At 67.8% G+C, this 13,198-nt stretch carries 13 protein-coding genes; 7 read left to right on the top strand and 6 right to left on the bottom strand.

Features of this window, described 5'->3' with window-relative positions; translation table 11 throughout:
• The first annotated feature begins 53 nt into the window (after positions 1-53).
• On the top strand, positions 54-2,183 hold the full coding sequence (locus AC1RTO_RS16020) for an AsmA family protein (RefSeq protein ID WP_493161796.1): 2,130 nt from the start codon (positions 54-56) through the stop codon (positions 2,181-2,183).
• 107 nt (positions 2,184-2,290) lie between these two features.
• Here the strand turns inward: AC1RTO_RS16020 and AC1RTO_RS16015 are convergent, their stop codons facing one another.
• The gene (locus AC1RTO_RS16015; RefSeq protein ID WP_493161795.1) at positions 2,291-3,112 is read right to left on the bottom strand and encodes an inositol monophosphatase family protein; all 822 of its coding nucleotides are present in this window, start codon (positions 3,110-3,112) and stop codon (positions 2,291-2,293) included.
• A 66-nt stretch (positions 3,113-3,178) separates the two neighbouring features.
• On the opposite strand from AC1RTO_RS16015, the gene AC1RTO_RS16010 reads away from it, so the two are divergent.
• The 3 genes from AC1RTO_RS16010 to AC1RTO_RS16000 all read left to right on the top strand — a co-directional run bounded on the left by AC1RTO_RS16010 (position 3,179) and on the right by AC1RTO_RS16000 (position 5,115).
• Positions 3,179-3,709: a peroxiredoxin gene (locus tag AC1RTO_RS16010; RefSeq protein WP_493161794.1), complete on the top strand. Its 531-nt coding sequence runs from the start codon at positions 3,179-3,181 to the stop codon at positions 3,707-3,709.
• Positions 3,710-3,773: 64 nt separating this feature from the next.
• A complete protein-coding gene (locus tag AC1RTO_RS16005) occupies positions 3,774-4,838 on the top strand; it encodes a GGDEF domain-containing protein (RefSeq protein WP_493161793.1) in 1,065 nt (354 codons plus the stop codon).
• A 25-nt stretch (positions 4,839-4,863) separates the two neighbouring features.
• On the top strand, positions 4,864-5,115 hold the full coding sequence (locus tag AC1RTO_RS16000; RefSeq protein ID WP_493161792.1) for a hypothetical protein: 252 nt from the start codon (positions 4,864-4,866) through the stop codon (positions 5,113-5,115).
• A 187-nt stretch (positions 5,116-5,302) separates the two neighbouring features.
• On the opposite strand, the gene AC1RTO_RS15995 is transcribed toward AC1RTO_RS16000, so the two are convergent.
• Both AC1RTO_RS15995 and AC1RTO_RS15990 read right to left on the bottom strand, forming a co-directional pair.
• Positions 5,303-5,923: a YbhB/YbcL family Raf kinase inhibitor-like protein gene (locus tag AC1RTO_RS15995; RefSeq protein ID WP_493161791.1), complete on the bottom strand. Its 621-nt coding sequence runs from the start codon at positions 5,921-5,923 to the stop codon at positions 5,303-5,305.
• Positions 5,924-5,927: 4 nt separating this feature from the next.
• On the bottom strand, positions 5,928-6,434 hold the full coding sequence (locus AC1RTO_RS15990) for a hypothetical protein (RefSeq protein WP_493161790.1): 507 nt from the start codon (positions 6,432-6,434) through the stop codon (positions 5,928-5,930).
• Positions 6,435-6,476: 42 nt separating this feature from the next.
• On the opposite strand from AC1RTO_RS15990, the gene AC1RTO_RS15985 reads away from it, so the two are divergent.
• Entirely contained in the window at positions 6,477-6,896 is a 420-nt protein-coding gene (locus tag AC1RTO_RS15985) for a DUF1810 domain-containing protein (RefSeq protein ID WP_493161789.1), read from the top strand.
• A 4-nt stretch (positions 6,897-6,900) separates the two neighbouring features.
• Here AC1RTO_RS15985 and AC1RTO_RS15980 read toward each other — a convergent pair whose 3' ends face one another.
• On the bottom strand, positions 6,901-7,248 hold the full coding sequence (locus AC1RTO_RS15980) for a tRNA-binding protein (RefSeq protein WP_493161788.1): 348 nt from the start codon (positions 7,246-7,248) through the stop codon (positions 6,901-6,903).
• Positions 7,235-7,909 carry a glutathione S-transferase family protein gene (locus AC1RTO_RS15975; protein ID WP_293874275.1) on the bottom strand — a complete coding sequence of 225 codons (675 nt, stop codon included), beginning with the start codon at positions 7,907-7,909 and terminating at the stop codon, positions 7,235-7,237. Before AC1RTO_RS15975 ends, AC1RTO_RS15980 begins: the two co-directional genes overlap by 14 nt.
• 96 nt (positions 7,910-8,005) lie before the next feature.
• On the opposite strand from AC1RTO_RS15975, the gene AC1RTO_RS15970 reads away from it, so the two are divergent.
• On the top strand, positions 8,006-8,260 hold the full coding sequence (locus tag AC1RTO_RS15970; protein ID WP_493161787.1) for a type II toxin-antitoxin system VapB family antitoxin: 255 nt from the start codon (positions 8,006-8,008) through the stop codon (positions 8,258-8,260).
• On the top strand, positions 8,257-8,646 hold the full coding sequence (locus tag AC1RTO_RS15965; protein ID WP_493161786.1) for a type II toxin-antitoxin system VapC family toxin: 390 nt from the start codon (positions 8,257-8,259) through the stop codon (positions 8,644-8,646). The genes AC1RTO_RS15970 and AC1RTO_RS15965 overlap by 4 nt, the downstream gene beginning before the upstream one ends.
• Positions 8,647-8,650: 4 nt before the next feature.
• On the opposite strand, the gene gltB is transcribed toward AC1RTO_RS15965, so the two are convergent.
• Positions 8,651-13,174 (bottom strand): glutamate synthase large subunit, encoded by a 4,524-nt coding sequence (gene gltB / locus AC1RTO_RS15960; protein ID WP_493161785.1) that lies wholly within the window; start codon positions 13,172-13,174, stop codon positions 8,651-8,653.
• Positions 13,175-13,198 lie beyond the last annotated feature (24 nt).

Genomic DNA, 13,198 nt, shown 5'->3' with positions numbered 1-13,198 from the left:
CGAAACGCAACCGATGCGGAACCGGAACAAGGCCGCGCGCGCTTGGTCGCTCCATGGACACGGCCACCCCCGCCCCGGATACTCCCGCCCCTTCGCCGACCGAGGCTTGGCGGCGGCGTCGGATATGGCGGATCGCGCGCAACACGCTGCTGACGCTGGTCGGCCTGATCGTCGCGATCTGGCTGGTGCTCTACATCACCAAGGGCCGGTTCCTGAAGCATCCGTTCGAGCGGTTCGTCGGCGGCCAGACGCACCGGCCGGTCACCGTCGCGGGCGATTTCCAGCTCTATTTCGCGCCGTTCCGAATCAAGTTCCTCGCCGAGAGGATGACGATCGCCAATCCCGACTGGGCGACGAAACCCTATCTGTTCCAGGCGGAACGGATCGACACGCGGATCGCGCCGCTGTCGCTGATCTGGGGCAAGCGGCGCCTGTACTGGCTCGATCTGGTGAACGGCGCGGTCGATCTGGAATGGAATGCGGCGCACACCGCCAACACCTGGACGTTCAGCACCGAAAAGGGCGGCAAGCCGCTCGACTTCCCCCGGATCGACGTCGCCAGCGTGCGCGGCACCACCGTCCGCTATCGCGATCCCCGCATGCAGCTGCTCGCCGACCTCGACGTCGACGACATCCGCTCCACCGATGCGCGGATCGGCAAGGCGGTGGGGGTCGACGGCAAGGGCACGATCCGCGGCACGCCGTTCCGCGTGACCGCGCAGTTGCTGTCGCCCGACGCCACCGTCAATCGCGGCCGCAACCAGCTCGTCGCGCGCGCCTGGGCCGCGCACAACGTCGTCGACGTGTCCGGCACGCTGCCGTCGATCGCCGGGATCGAGGGCGTGCCGCTCCAGACCCGTGCACGCGGCCGCAACCTGTCGGAGCTGCTCGGCATCATCGGCGTCGTCATCCCGACCACGCGCACCTACCGGCTGAAGGCGCAGCTGGTGCAGCAGGGCCAGGAATATCGCTTCACGCGGATGAGCGGCATCGTCGGCGCGAGCGACGTCGCCGGCACGCTGACGATTACCAACGGCGACCGGCTGCACCTCGATTCGGTGCTGGCGACCAGGACCCTCGACATCATCGATGCCGCGCCGTTCATCGGCTACAATCCCGATATCGTCGCCACCCGGGGCGCGGTCGCCGCCGCGGCCGCGACCGGTGCCGCGCCGCAGCGGATCATGCCCGATGCCGAGCTGCCGATCGCGACGATGCGCCGGTTCGACGCCGACCTGAAATGGACGATCCGCACGGTCCGGTCGCGCAACCTGCCGATCAGCAACATGGACCTGACGCTGAACCTCGACCGCGGGCGGCTCGCGCTGTCGCCGCTCAGCTTCGCGATGGCGCGCGGCAACGTCGCCTCCGACGTGGTGTTCGACACGCGCCAGCGGCCCAGCGCGGTCAGCTACGACATCCGCCTCGCACCGACGCCGATGGGACGGTTGCTCGCCGGCTATGGCGTGGCGGAGGCGGGGACGACCGGCACGATCAAGGGTCGCATCAAGCTGGACGGGCGTGGCGATTCGATCCACGATTCGCTCAGCACCGCTGCCGGCCGCATCGCCTTCGTCATGCCGCAGGGCCAGTTGTGGACGCGCAACGTCCAGCTCGCCGAACTCGACCTCGGCACGTTCGTGCAGAAGATGTTCGAGGACAAGTTGAAGAAGCCCGTCGAGGTCAATTGCGGGCTGATCGCCTTCACCGTTCGCAACGGCGTCGCCGCGGCGGACCCGATCCTGATCGACACGACCAAGAACGTCATCGTCGGGCGTGGCGGCTTCAGCTTCCGCACCGAAGGGGTCGATCTCGCCTTCCGCGCCGACGGCAAGAAGTTCAGCCTCTTCTCCGGTCAGTCGCCGGTCGGCGTCGGCGGCGTGTTCGCCGCGCCGAAGCTCGACGTCATCAGCGACCAGTTGCTCGGCCGCGCCGGCGTCGGCCTGGGGCTGGCGCTGGTCGCGACGCCGGTGGCGGGGGTGCTCGCCTTCGTCGATGTCGGCGACGCCAAGTCGGCCGCCTGCGGACCGGTGCTGTCGGGCGCGACGGCAAAGGCGCAGCGCACCACCAAGGGCGAGGCCCGCGACGACGTCGGCCGCGGCACGACCGCCAAGGCCGAGAACGGCAAGGGGTCGGGCGGCGAGAAGAAGGACCAGCGGAAGAAGTTTCTGGGGATTTTCTGAAGGCGCCCGTCGTCATCCCCGCGCAGGCGGGGCCCATGGACGCCGACGCCGCGACACCTCACGCTGATCGCGCGTCTGCGTCCCAGGCGGCGCGGAAACGACGGATATCAGTGATCGTGGGGACCGTGGCCACCCGCCGTCGCCCGGATCGCCTCCAGTACGTCGTCCGTCCGCGCCGGGTCGCCGATCGCGAGGACGTGGCCGGCGCTGGCGGCGGTCAGCGGGTCGCCGTTCCAGTCGCACATCCGTCCGCCGGCGCCCTCGACCACCGGCACCAGCGCCGCGAAATCGTAGAGTTGCAGCCCCGATTCGCAGACGATGTCGAGGTGACCGCTCGCGAGCAGGCCGTAATTGTAGCAGTCGCCGCCATAGACCGGCCCCTGCCGCGCATGCCCGCCCGAGGCCGCAGCGACCAGCGCCATGTAATGCGGCACGTCGTCGTCGCCGAACAGATGCGGGCTGGTCGTCGCCAGCACCGCGCCCTCCAGCGCGGCGCAGGTCCGCGTCCGCGTCGGCTTGCCGTTGAACGTCGTCGGCCGCCCGGCGACGCCGACCCACCGCTCGCGCTGCACCGGCTGGTCGATGATGCCGAGCAGCGGCCAGCCGTCCTCGACCAGCGCGATCAGCGTGCCGAAGATCGCGCGGCCGACGGTGAAGCTACGCGTGCCGTCGATCGGGTCGAGCACCCATGTCCGCCCCGTCACGCCAGGCTTCTCGCCATATTCCTCGCCGATCACGCCGTCGCCGGGCGCCTCGGCGTCGAGCAGCTTGCGCATCGCCGCCTCCGCCTCGCGGTCGGCGCGGGTGACGGGGGAATGGTCGTCCTTCAGCTCGACGCCATGCTGGCCACGGAAATAGGGGCGGATCGCGGTGCCGGCGGCGTCGGCGAGGCGGCTGGCGAGCTGGATGTCTGCGGCGGTGATCGGCATGGCCCTGCGCCCTATCCTGCCCGCTCGCGCCGCGCTAGGGTGCGGCAACTTCGAGAGGATCGTCTGATGCGCCTGTTCCCCATGCTCGCCGCCGTCGCCATCGTCGCCGCACCCGCCACCGCCGCGGGCCTGGCGGTCGGGGCCAAGGCGCCGACCTTCGCCACCCGCGGCGCGATCGCGGGCAAGGTCGTCAACATCGACCTCGCGCAGCAGCTGAAGAAGGGGCCGGTGGTGCTCTATTTCTTCCCCGCCGCCTTCACCGGCGGCTGCAACGCCGAGGCGCACGCGTTCGCCGAGGCCATTCCCGCCTTTCAGAAGGCGGGCGCGACGGTGATCGGCATGTCGGCGGACGACGTGCCGACGCTGCAGCGCTTTTCCGCGGAAAAATGCGCCGGCAAGTTCGCGGTGGCCAGCGCCGGTCCGGCGGTCATCGGCAATTACGACGTCGCCCTGAACGCCCGGGGTAAGTCGCTGACCAAGCGGACGAGTTACGTCATCGGCCGCGACGGCCGCGTCGCCTTCGTCCACGACGATATGAACCCCGCGCAGCATGTCGCGCTGACCCTCGCTGCGGTGCAGAAACTTCATCATTCCTGACCCAAGTGCAACGCTCCGATAACCAATCGCCGCTACACACACGGCGGAGATCGAAGGGTGGGGCATGCGCGGACCGTTCGCGGCAAGGAAGGACGACAAGGGCGATCTGTTCGCGCAGATCGGCACCTTCCTTGCGTCGCATGCGCTCAGCCCCGAACCGGCCCATTATAATTTCGCCTATGACGTCATCGCCAACCCGGACGGCCCGATCGCGCAGGCGGTGGCGCGGCTGACCGATGGCGGCGTCCGGCTCAGCCGGTCGGATATCGAAAAGCTCGGCGGGACCGTGGTCATGGGTGGCGGCGCCGTGTCGTCCCCGCCCCCCCGCCACGAGCAGCGCGCCGCGGAGCATCGCGTCGAGGACGAGGCGGTGCAGCTCGTCGCCGAGACGCAGGCGCAGGTCGACGGCTTCGCCGACATGATGCGGGCGATGCAGGACGAGACGCGCGGCTTCGGCCGCGACCTGGCGCAGAGCGCAGCCGCGATCGAACGCAGCGCACCGGTGTCGCAGGCCGCGGCGGGGCTGGACGAGATCGCGCGCATCACCGGATCGATGCTGTCGCGCATCCGCGATGCCGAAACACGGCTGGCGCGGGCGACGCACGAGGCCGACGCGCTGCGGGCGAAGCTGGCGGAGGCGAACGACACCGCGCGGCGCGACGCGCTCACCGGCCTGCCCAATCGCCGCGCCTTCGACGAGGCCTTTGCCACCCGTAGCGAGCCCGACGGCCCCTTCTGCCTCGCCATGTGCGATATCGACCGGTTCAAGCGGATCAACGACGTCCACGGCCACCAGATCGGCGATCGCGTGCTGAGCGCGGTCGGCCGGACATTGGCGGAGGAATGCGAGGGGCATCTCGTCGTCCGCCATGGTGGCGAGGAATTCGCCGTTCTGCTCCACGGCATCGCGCTCGCCGACGCCGCCGCGCATCTCGACGGCGTGCGCAACGTCATCGCCGGCAAACGCATGCGGCTGCGCGAAACCGACAAGCCGCTCGGGCAAGTGACGATCTCGATCGGCGTCACCGCGGTCCAGACGGGCGAAACCATCGCCGCGGCGTTCGATCGCGCCGATCGCCTGCTGTACACGGCCAAGGCCGAAGGCCGCGATCGGGTATGCGCCGCCTGATAATGGCGTAAAATCCGCGGGTCACTTGGCGAAAAACGCCAAGTCCGCCGGGAGGAACTTCACTTTTACTGCGTTTTCCGTCAGTTACGAAAACTGGCACGGCAGCTGCAATGTCCCTGGTATCGGCAGCGAACACCTCGCACCGATCACAAAAGGGAATGCCATCATGTTCATCCGCTTCGAACTCGCCCAGCGCGCCGCCTTCTCGGTCGTCGCCGCCCTCGCCTTCGCCGCCGTCGCCGTCAGCGCCGCCGTCCCCGTCGTTCCGATCGCCTGATCCGCCACCGCATCAGCGCCCGTAAGGGAGAAACACCATGTATCGCAGTCTTTTCCTCGGTCTCGCCTCGTTCGCGACGACCATCCTCGTCCTCGCCAGCCAGGGCGGCACGACCCTCGGCTGAGGCCGACGGCAGAGCGGATCGGGCTCGGCGCGTCTCGGCCGGGCCTCCGCCCTCCACCAATTCTCAGGCGACCGCCGCCGCGCCCACCGGACCGACCGGTGCATCCTCGCCGCGGCTATAGGTCCCGATCATCACCCCGGCGGCGAGCACATGCCCCGCCATCGCCTCCAGCACCGCGCTACGGCCGGGCGTCTCGCCCGGATCGCCCGCCCCCGCGTCCAGCGCGAACAGTTGGAAGGCATAGCGATGCGGCCCGTGCCCCGTGGGCGGGTCGGGCGGCAGCCAGCCTTCGCGGAAATAGGAATTGCGCCCGACGTCGCGCTCGGGCGTGCCGGCACCGTCACCGATCACCGCGCCCTCCGCCAGCCGGCCGGCGGCGGCGGGAATCCCCCACACCACCGCATGGACCAGCGGTTGCGGCGCGGGGGCGTCCGCATCCTCGACCAGCAGCGCGAGCCGCGCGGTGCCGGCGGGCGGCATACCCCAGGTCAGCGGCGGGGATACGCCATCGCCATCCGCGGTGAACCGTTCGGGCATCCGCGCGCCATCGGCGAAGGCGGGGCTCGACAGCTCCAGCGACGGCACGCCATTGTCGGTCACCAGCCGCGCCACCGCCAGTTTCTCCATGCCGGCGCGTACGTCGCCGAGCGCCTTGCCCAGCCAGGCGGGAACATGTTCGAGCATCGATCTACTCCTGCGGGCAATCGCCGGGACGGGATTTGGGTGCCGCGCCTGCGGCATACCAGCGGCTGGTCGCGCCCATGTCGGCCGCGTCGTGATAACAGGCCTCGCCTCGGCTGCCGTCGGCCGCGACGACGAACGTCCAGTTGGCATCGGCGCAATTGTGGGGTTCGCAGCCGTGCGCGGCGACGCGGCCGTCCCGCATCGCGAAGATCGGCACGGTCACCGCATCGCGCGCCAGGAAACGGCGGCGAACCGCGTCGTCGCCGACCGCGTCGTTCAACGCACGCGACACCTCGGTCCGGTCGTAGAAGCCGACGCCATCGACCGCATCGGTCGGATATTTGCCGACATAGGCGGTGATCGGATTGCTGTGCGCCTGCCCCGGGATCGGTGTCGGTGCCTGCGTCGGCGGCGGCACGAATCCTGCCGCGGCGGCATTGTCCGCCGTTTTGTCGGTCTGGCTGCCGCATCCCGCGAGCAGCAACAACGGGGTGAGGAAAAGCACGCGCATGGAAGGTGGAACGCGGCAAGACGCCCGAGGGTTGCCTGCGCCATGGCACAGGACCTAGACCGTTTTACATTCGCACAGGCGAACATCCACGACCACGCGCTGGTCGAACTGCGTCGTGGCCGCAAGTCCAGCCACTGGATGTGGTTCGTCTTCCCGCAGATCGCCGGACTCGGCCGCAGCGACACCGCGCGTTTCTATGCGATCCGCGACTCGGCGGAAGCGCGGGCATATCTGGAACACCCGACGCTCGGGCCGCGCCTTTACGAAGCGACCGCCGCGGTCACGGCCGCCACCGGCAGCGCCGAGGCGATCCTCGGCGGGATCGATGCGATCAAGCTGCGATCGTCGATGACGCTATTCGCCGCGGTGGCGGACGACCCGGCACCGTTCGTCGCCGCGCTCGACCGATTCTTCAGCGGAATGAGCGATCCTGCGACGCTGGCGCTGCTCGACCGGGGCTGACCGGTCAGAACAGCCGGCCGCCGTTCGGCACCGGCAGGCTGGGGCCGATCAGCACGACCTTGCCGTCCGCATCGGGAAAGCCCAGCGTCAGCACCTCCGACATGAACGGCCCGATCTGCCGCGGCGCGAAGTTGACCACCGCCGCCACCTGCCGCCCGACGAGCATGTCCGGCGTATAATGTTCGGTGATCTGCGCGGAGGATTTCTTGACGCCGATCGCCTCGCCGAAGTCGATGCGCAGCTTGATCGCCGGCTTGCTGGCCTCCGGGAACGGCTCAGCGACGACGATCGTGCCGACGCGGATGTCGACCGCCTCGAAATCGGCGAAGGCGATGGGATCAGAAGTCGACATTGTCATAATGCACCGGCGGAGCGATCATTTCCATGCGTTCGGACAACAGCGGCCGGAAGCTCGGCCGGCTCTTGAAGCCGCGATACCAGCGCGCGGTCTGGTCATGCCCCTTCCAGTCGATGCCGCCAAGATAGTCGGCGACCGAGATCTGCGCCGCGGCGGCGAGATCGGCGAGGCTCATCGTCGCGCCGCCCAGCCAGTTGCGGTGATCGAGCAGATAATCGGTGTAATCCAGATGGCTGACCGCCGCCTTCATCGCCTCGCGCAGCCCCTTGGCGTCGGGCGCGGCGCGATGCGCGAGCCGCTTCACGACGCGCTCGTGCAGCAGCGGCCCGGTGACGTCGCGATAGAAATGCGTGTCGAACCACGTCACCAGTCGCCGGATCTCGGCACGGTTGGCGGCGGTGCCGTTGATCGTCGCGGCCTTGTCGACGGTTTCCTCGAAATATTCGCAGATCGCCATCGAATCGATCAGCGGCGCGCCGGGACGGGAGGCATCGACCATCACCGGCGTCTCCCCGGCGGGGTTCATGTCCATGAATTCGTCGCGCCGATCCCAGGGCGATTCGCGCACCAGCTCATAGCCGATGCCCTTCTCGCCGAGCAGCAGGCGCACCTTGCGACTGAACGGACACAGGGGGAATTGGTAAAGCTGCCACATATCGGCACCTGTAGGCCAATCGTGGCGTGGAGGTGAAGTCGTTGCGTTCCGGCGGGCGTTCTATAAATTGAACACGATTTTCTAGAAAGCGGCGCGATGGGCATCAACATCAAGCATGACGCCTATGAACAGGCGATCCGTGAACTGGCGGCCAGCCGCGGCCTGTCCCTGACAGACGCCATCGGCATGGCCGTGTGCAATGAGTTGCAGCGTGATCGCGATGCGGACCGCAAGGCCGGTTTCATGGCCAGGGTGCGGGAAGCGCAAGCCATTTTCGCCGCCGCGCCGATGATCGATCCGCGGACGCCGGATGAGATCCTCGGTTATGACGAAAACGGTCTGCCGACATGATCGCGCTCGACACGTCGGCCATCGTCGCGCTGTTGCGTAACGAGCCGAACGCCGAACGGTTTGCCCAGCGGATGTCCGATGCGGCACGACTGCTGATCGGTCGTCCGACCGAGCTCGAACTGCATCTCGTGACCACGAACAAGGTCGGCGATTCCGCCGCCCGTGCGTCGGTGGCCGCCATTCTGTCAGGTGTCGAACGGATCGACTTCGATGCCGAGCATCTTGCCGCAGCCACCGTCGCCTTCGATCGGTTCGGCAAGGGGCGGCATCCCGCATCGCTCAACTACGGCGACTGCATGGCCTATGCGGTGGCGCAGGTCGCGGGTTGCCCCCTGCTCTACAAAGGCGAGGATTTCGCGCGGACCGATATCCGGTCCGCGCTGTGATCCATCACTCCGCCGCGACCAGTTCGACCGTATCGTCGAGCGGATAGGCCTGCCGCGACAGCATCTCCTTCGGCACCACCTGCCAGAAGTCGCCGGCGATCCGGTCCCAGTCGGCGAGCAGGCCCTTCGACCATTTGCTGTCGGTCGCCTTGGCATGGCGTTCGACCAAGTCGCGCAGCACGCCCTCCCAATGCGCCGAGGCGAGGCGCTGCCAGACGATGCTTTCCGGGTTGGCGCGGCGTTCGAAGTCAGCGTCGGGATCGTAGACGAACGCCATGCCGCCTGTCATGCCCGCACCGAAATTTTGGCCGACCTTGCCGAGCAGCACCGCGACGCCGCCGGTCATATATTCGCAGCCGTTGGCACCGCAGCCCTCGACCACCACGGTCGCGCCTGAATTGCGCACCGCGAAACGCTCGCCCGCCTGCCCCGCCGCGAGCAGCGTGCCGGAGGTCGCGCCGTACAGGACGGTGTTGCCGAGGATCGTGTTCTGCTGGCTGGCGAGCGGCGACGACACCGCCGGCCGCAGCACGATCGTGCCGCCCGACAGGCCCTTGCCGACATAGTCGTTGGCGTCGCCGAACACCTCGAGCGTGATGCCCTTGCACATGAACGCCCCGAGCGACTGCCCCGCGCTGCCACGCAGGCGGATGGTCACATGGCCGTCCGCCAGCTTGCTCATCCCGAACCGCCGCGTGATCTCCGACGACAGTCGCGTGCCGACGGCACGATGCGTGTTGCGCACCGAATAGGTGAGCTGCATCTTCTCGCCGCGGCTGAACACCGCGGCGGCATCCTTGATGATCTGCGCATCGAGGCTGTCGGGCACCTCGTTGCGGAAGGTCGACAGCGAGAAGCGGCGTTCCGCATCGGTCGCATCGACCTTGGCAAGGATCGGGTTGAGGTCGAGGTCGTCGAGATGCTCGGCACCGCGGCTGACCTGACGGAGGAATTCGGTCCGCCCGATCACCTCGTCGAGGCTGCGCACGCCCAGCCGGGCGAGAATGTCGCGCACCTCTTCGGCAATGAAGGTCATAAGGTTGATGACCTTTTCGGGCGTGCCGACGAACTTGCCGCGCAACGCCTCGTCCTGCGTGCAGACGCCGACCGGACAGGTGTTCGAATGGCACTGGCGTACCATGATGCAGCCCATCGCCACCAGCGACAGCGTGCCGATGCCATATTCCTCCGCACCGAGGATCGCCGCGATGACGATGTCGCGCCCGGTCTTGAGCCCGCCATCGGTGCGCAGTCGCACCCGGCCGCGCAGGCCGTTGAGGGTGAGCACCTGATTGACCTCGGACAGGCCCATTTCCCACGGTGTACCGGCATATTTGACGCTGGTCTGCGGCGAGGCGCCGGTGCCGCCGACATGGCCGGCGATCAAGATGACGTCGGCATGCGCCTTCGCGACGCCCGCCGCGACGGTGCCGATGCCCGACGAACTGACCAGCTTGACGCACACCCGTGCGCGCGGATTGATCTGCTTGAGGTCGTAGATCAGCTGCGCGAGGTCTTCGATCGAATAGATGTCGTGATGCGGCGGTGGCGAGATCAGCGTCACGCCCGGCGTCGCATGGCGCAGCTTGGCGATAAACTCGGTCACCTTGAAGCCGGGCAGCTGCCCGCCCTCGCCGGGCTTGGCACCCTGTGCGACCTTGATCTCGATCTCCTCGCAGGCGTTGAGATATTCGGCGGTGACGCCGAACCGGCCGCTCGCGATCTGCTTGATCGTCGAATTGGCGTTGTCGCCATTCTCGTAGGGCGTGAAGCGCTTGGTATCCTCGCCGCCCTCGCCCGACACCGCCTTGGCGCCGATCCGGTTCATCGCGATCGCCAGCGTCTCGTGCGCCTCCGGCGACAGCGCGCCCAGCGACATGCCCGGCGTCACGAAGCGCTTGCGGATCTCGGTGATCGCCTCGACCTGATCGACCGGCACGCCTTCGTTGGGGAAGTTGAACTGGAGCAGGTCGCGCAGATAGACCGGCGGCAGGTCGGCGACGCCGCGGCTGAACTGCAGGTAGCTGGTATAGCTGTCGGTCGACACCGCGGTCTGTAACAGGTGCATCAGCTGCGCCGAATAGGCATGCGTTTCGCCGGTGTGGCGCTGGCGGTAGAAGCCGCCGATCGGCAGCTTTGCGACCGCTTCGTCCCACGCCAGTTCGTGGCGGACCAGCGCGCTGTAATGCAGCGAGTTATAGCCCTCGCCACTGATCTTGGCGGGCATGCCGGGGAACAGGTCGTTGACCAGGCTGCGGCTCAGGCCGACCGCCTCGAAATTATAGCCGCCGCGATAGGAGGAGATCACCGCGATCCCCATCTTGCTCATGATCTTGAGCAGGCCCTCCTCGATCGCATGACGATGCCGCTTGAGGCATTCGTCGATGCCGAGGTCGCCGAACAGCCCGCGCCGCTGGCGATCGACGATCGCCGCTTCGGCCAGATAGGCGTTTACCGTCGTCGCGCCGACGCCGATCAGCACCGCATAATAATGCGTGTCGAGGCATTCGGCCGAACGCACGTTGATCGACGCATAGGAGCGCAGGCCGCGACGGACGAGATGCGTATGCACCGCCGCCGCCGCCAGCACGCCGGCGATCGCGATCCGGTCCTCGGAGACATGCTCGTCGGTCAGGAACAGCTCGCTCTTGCCCTGCCGCACCGCCTGTTCGGCCTCGTTGCGGATCCGCTGGATCGCGGCGCGCAGTTTTTCGGGGCCGCCCTCCGCATCGAACGTGCAGTCGATCTCGGTCGCGCTGCCCGCGAAATGCGCGCGCAGCCGCGCCCAATGCTGCCCGGTCAGCACTGGCGAATCGAGCACCAGCACCCGGTCGCGCTGATCCTCGGTATCGAGGATGTTGGCGAGATTGCCGAACCGCGTCTTGAGCGACATGACATAGCGTTCGCGCAGCGAATCGATCGGCGGGTTGGTCACCTGGCTGAAGTTCTGGCGGAAGAACTGGCTGATGAGCCGCGGCTTGTCGCTGATGACCGCGAGTGGCGTATCGTCGCCCATCGACCCGATCGCTTCCTTGGCCGTCTCGACCATCGGTGACAGGATCAGTTCCATGTCCTCCAGCGTCTGGCCGGCGGCGACCTGCCGTCGCGCCAGCGCGGGGCGGTCGTATTGCACCAGAGCGTCCGGCACGTCGGGCAGGTCGTCGAGCGTGTGGAATTCACCGATCATCGCGGCATAGTCATGCTCGCCGCTGATCCGGTCCTTGACCTGCCGGTCGTTCATCACCCGGCCTTCGTCGAGGTCGACCGCGATCATCTGCCCCGGCCCCAGCCGCCCCTTGGCGACGACGGTCGATTCGGGAACGACGACCATGCCGGTTTCCGATCCGACGATCAGCAGCCCGTCCGAGGTCTGGGTATAGCGCAGCGGCCGCAGCGCGTTGCGATCGACGCCCGCCACTGCCCAGCGACCATCGGTCATCGCCAGCGCGGCGGGGCCGTCCCACGGCTCCATGACCGACGCGAGATACTGATACATCGCCGAATGGTCGGCAGGGATGTCGGCGTCCTTCTGCCACGCTTCGGGCACCAGCATCAGCTTGGCGGTCGGCGCATCGCGACCCGAGCGGCAGATCGCCTCGAACACCGCATCCAGCGCCGCGGTGTCGGATGCGCCCGCCGGGATCACCGGCTTGATGTCCTCCGAATTGTCGCCGAACGCGAGGCTCGCCATCCGGATCTCGTGGCTGAGCATCCAGTTCTTGTTGCCGCGGACCGTGTTGATCTCGCCATTGTGCGCGAGGCAGCGGAACGGCTGCGCCAGCCACCATTGCGGGAAGGTGTTGGTCGAATAGCGCTGGTGAAAGATCGCGACGCGGGATTCGAAACGCTGATCCTGCAGGTCGGGGTAGAAGACCGACAGGCTCTCGGCGAGGAACAGCCCCTTGTAGACGATCGAGCGGCACGACAGCGAACAGATGTAGAAGCCCTGGATCTGCGCGGCGATCACGCGCTTCTCGATCCGGCGGCGGACGAGGTACAGGTTCTTCTCGAACTCCGCGGCGCTGACCGCGTCGGGCAGCGGCCCGGCGATCATGATCTGTTCGATCTCCGGCCGCGTCGTCTGCGCCTTCATGCCGATCACCGACACGTCGACCGGCACCTGCCGCCAGCCGTAGATCGTATAGCCCGCCTCGATGATCGCGCTCTCGACGATCGTGCGGCAATTCTCCTGCGCGCCGAGGTCGGTGCGCGGCAGGAAGATCATGCCGACCGCGAGCCGGTTCGGCAGCACCTTGTGCCCCGATGCGACGACGGCATCGTCGAAGAAGCGATGCGGCAGGTCGATGTGGATGCCCGCGCCGTCACCGGTCTTGCCGTCCGCATCGACCGCGCCGCGGTGCCACACCGCCTTCAGCGCATCGACCGCCGACTGCACGACGCGCCGCGAGGCACGCCCGTCGGTGGCGGCGACGAGGCCGACGCCGCACGCATCGCCTTCGCTGTCGGGACGGTACATGCCGTGCTCGGCGAGATACGCACGCTGGTCGGTCTTCATCGGATCGGTCATGGTTTCGCCTTCCCTGCCGGGCGT

Source organism: Sphingomonas sp. GW821-FHT10F09 (genome assembly GCF_058809195.1).
This window is presented reverse-complemented; position numbering and strand designations above follow the sequence as displayed.

Bases quoted from the DNA above. Each gene is read 5' to 3' on its own strand.
- AC1RTO_RS16010 (WP_493161794.1), top strand. From the start codon at position 3,179: ATGCGCCTGTTCCCCATGCTCGCCGCCGTCGCCATCGTCGCCGCACCC.
- AC1RTO_RS15965 (WP_493161786.1), top strand. From the start codon at position 8,257: ATGATCGCGCTCGACACGTCGGCCATCGTCGCGCTGTTGCGTAACGAG.
- gltB (WP_493161785.1), bottom strand. From the start codon at position 13,174: ATGACCGATCCGATGAAGACCGACCAGCGTGCGTATCTCGCCGAGCAC.
- AC1RTO_RS15995 (WP_493161791.1), bottom strand. From the start codon at position 5,923: ATGCTCGAACATGTTCCCGCCTGGCTGGGCAAGGCGCTCGGCGACGTA.
- AC1RTO_RS15985 (WP_493161789.1), top strand. From the start codon at position 6,477: ATGGCACAGGACCTAGACCGTTTTACATTCGCACAGGCGAACATCCAC.
- AC1RTO_RS15980 (WP_493161788.1), bottom strand. From the start codon at position 7,248: ATGTCGACTTCTGATCCCATCGCCTTCGCCGATTTCGAGGCGGTCGAC.
- AC1RTO_RS16015 (WP_493161795.1), bottom strand. From the start codon at position 3,112: ATGCCGATCACCGCCGCAGACATCCAGCTCGCCAGCCGCCTCGCCGAC.
- AC1RTO_RS15990 (WP_493161790.1), bottom strand. From the start codon at position 6,434: ATGCGCGTGCTTTTCCTCACCCCGTTGTTGCTGCTCGCGGGATGCGGC.
- AC1RTO_RS15970 (WP_493161787.1), top strand. From the start codon at position 8,006: ATGGGCATCAACATCAAGCATGACGCCTATGAACAGGCGATCCGTGAA.
- AC1RTO_RS15975 (WP_293874275.1), bottom strand. From the start codon at position 7,909: ATGTGGCAGCTTTACCAATTCCCCCTGTGTCCGTTCAGTCGCAAGGTG.
- AC1RTO_RS16005 (WP_493161793.1), top strand. From the start codon at position 3,774: ATGCGCGGACCGTTCGCGGCAAGGAAGGACGACAAGGGCGATCTGTTC.
- AC1RTO_RS16020 (WP_493161796.1), top strand. From the start codon at position 54: ATGGACACGGCCACCCCCGCCCCGGATACTCCCGCCCCTTCGCCGACC.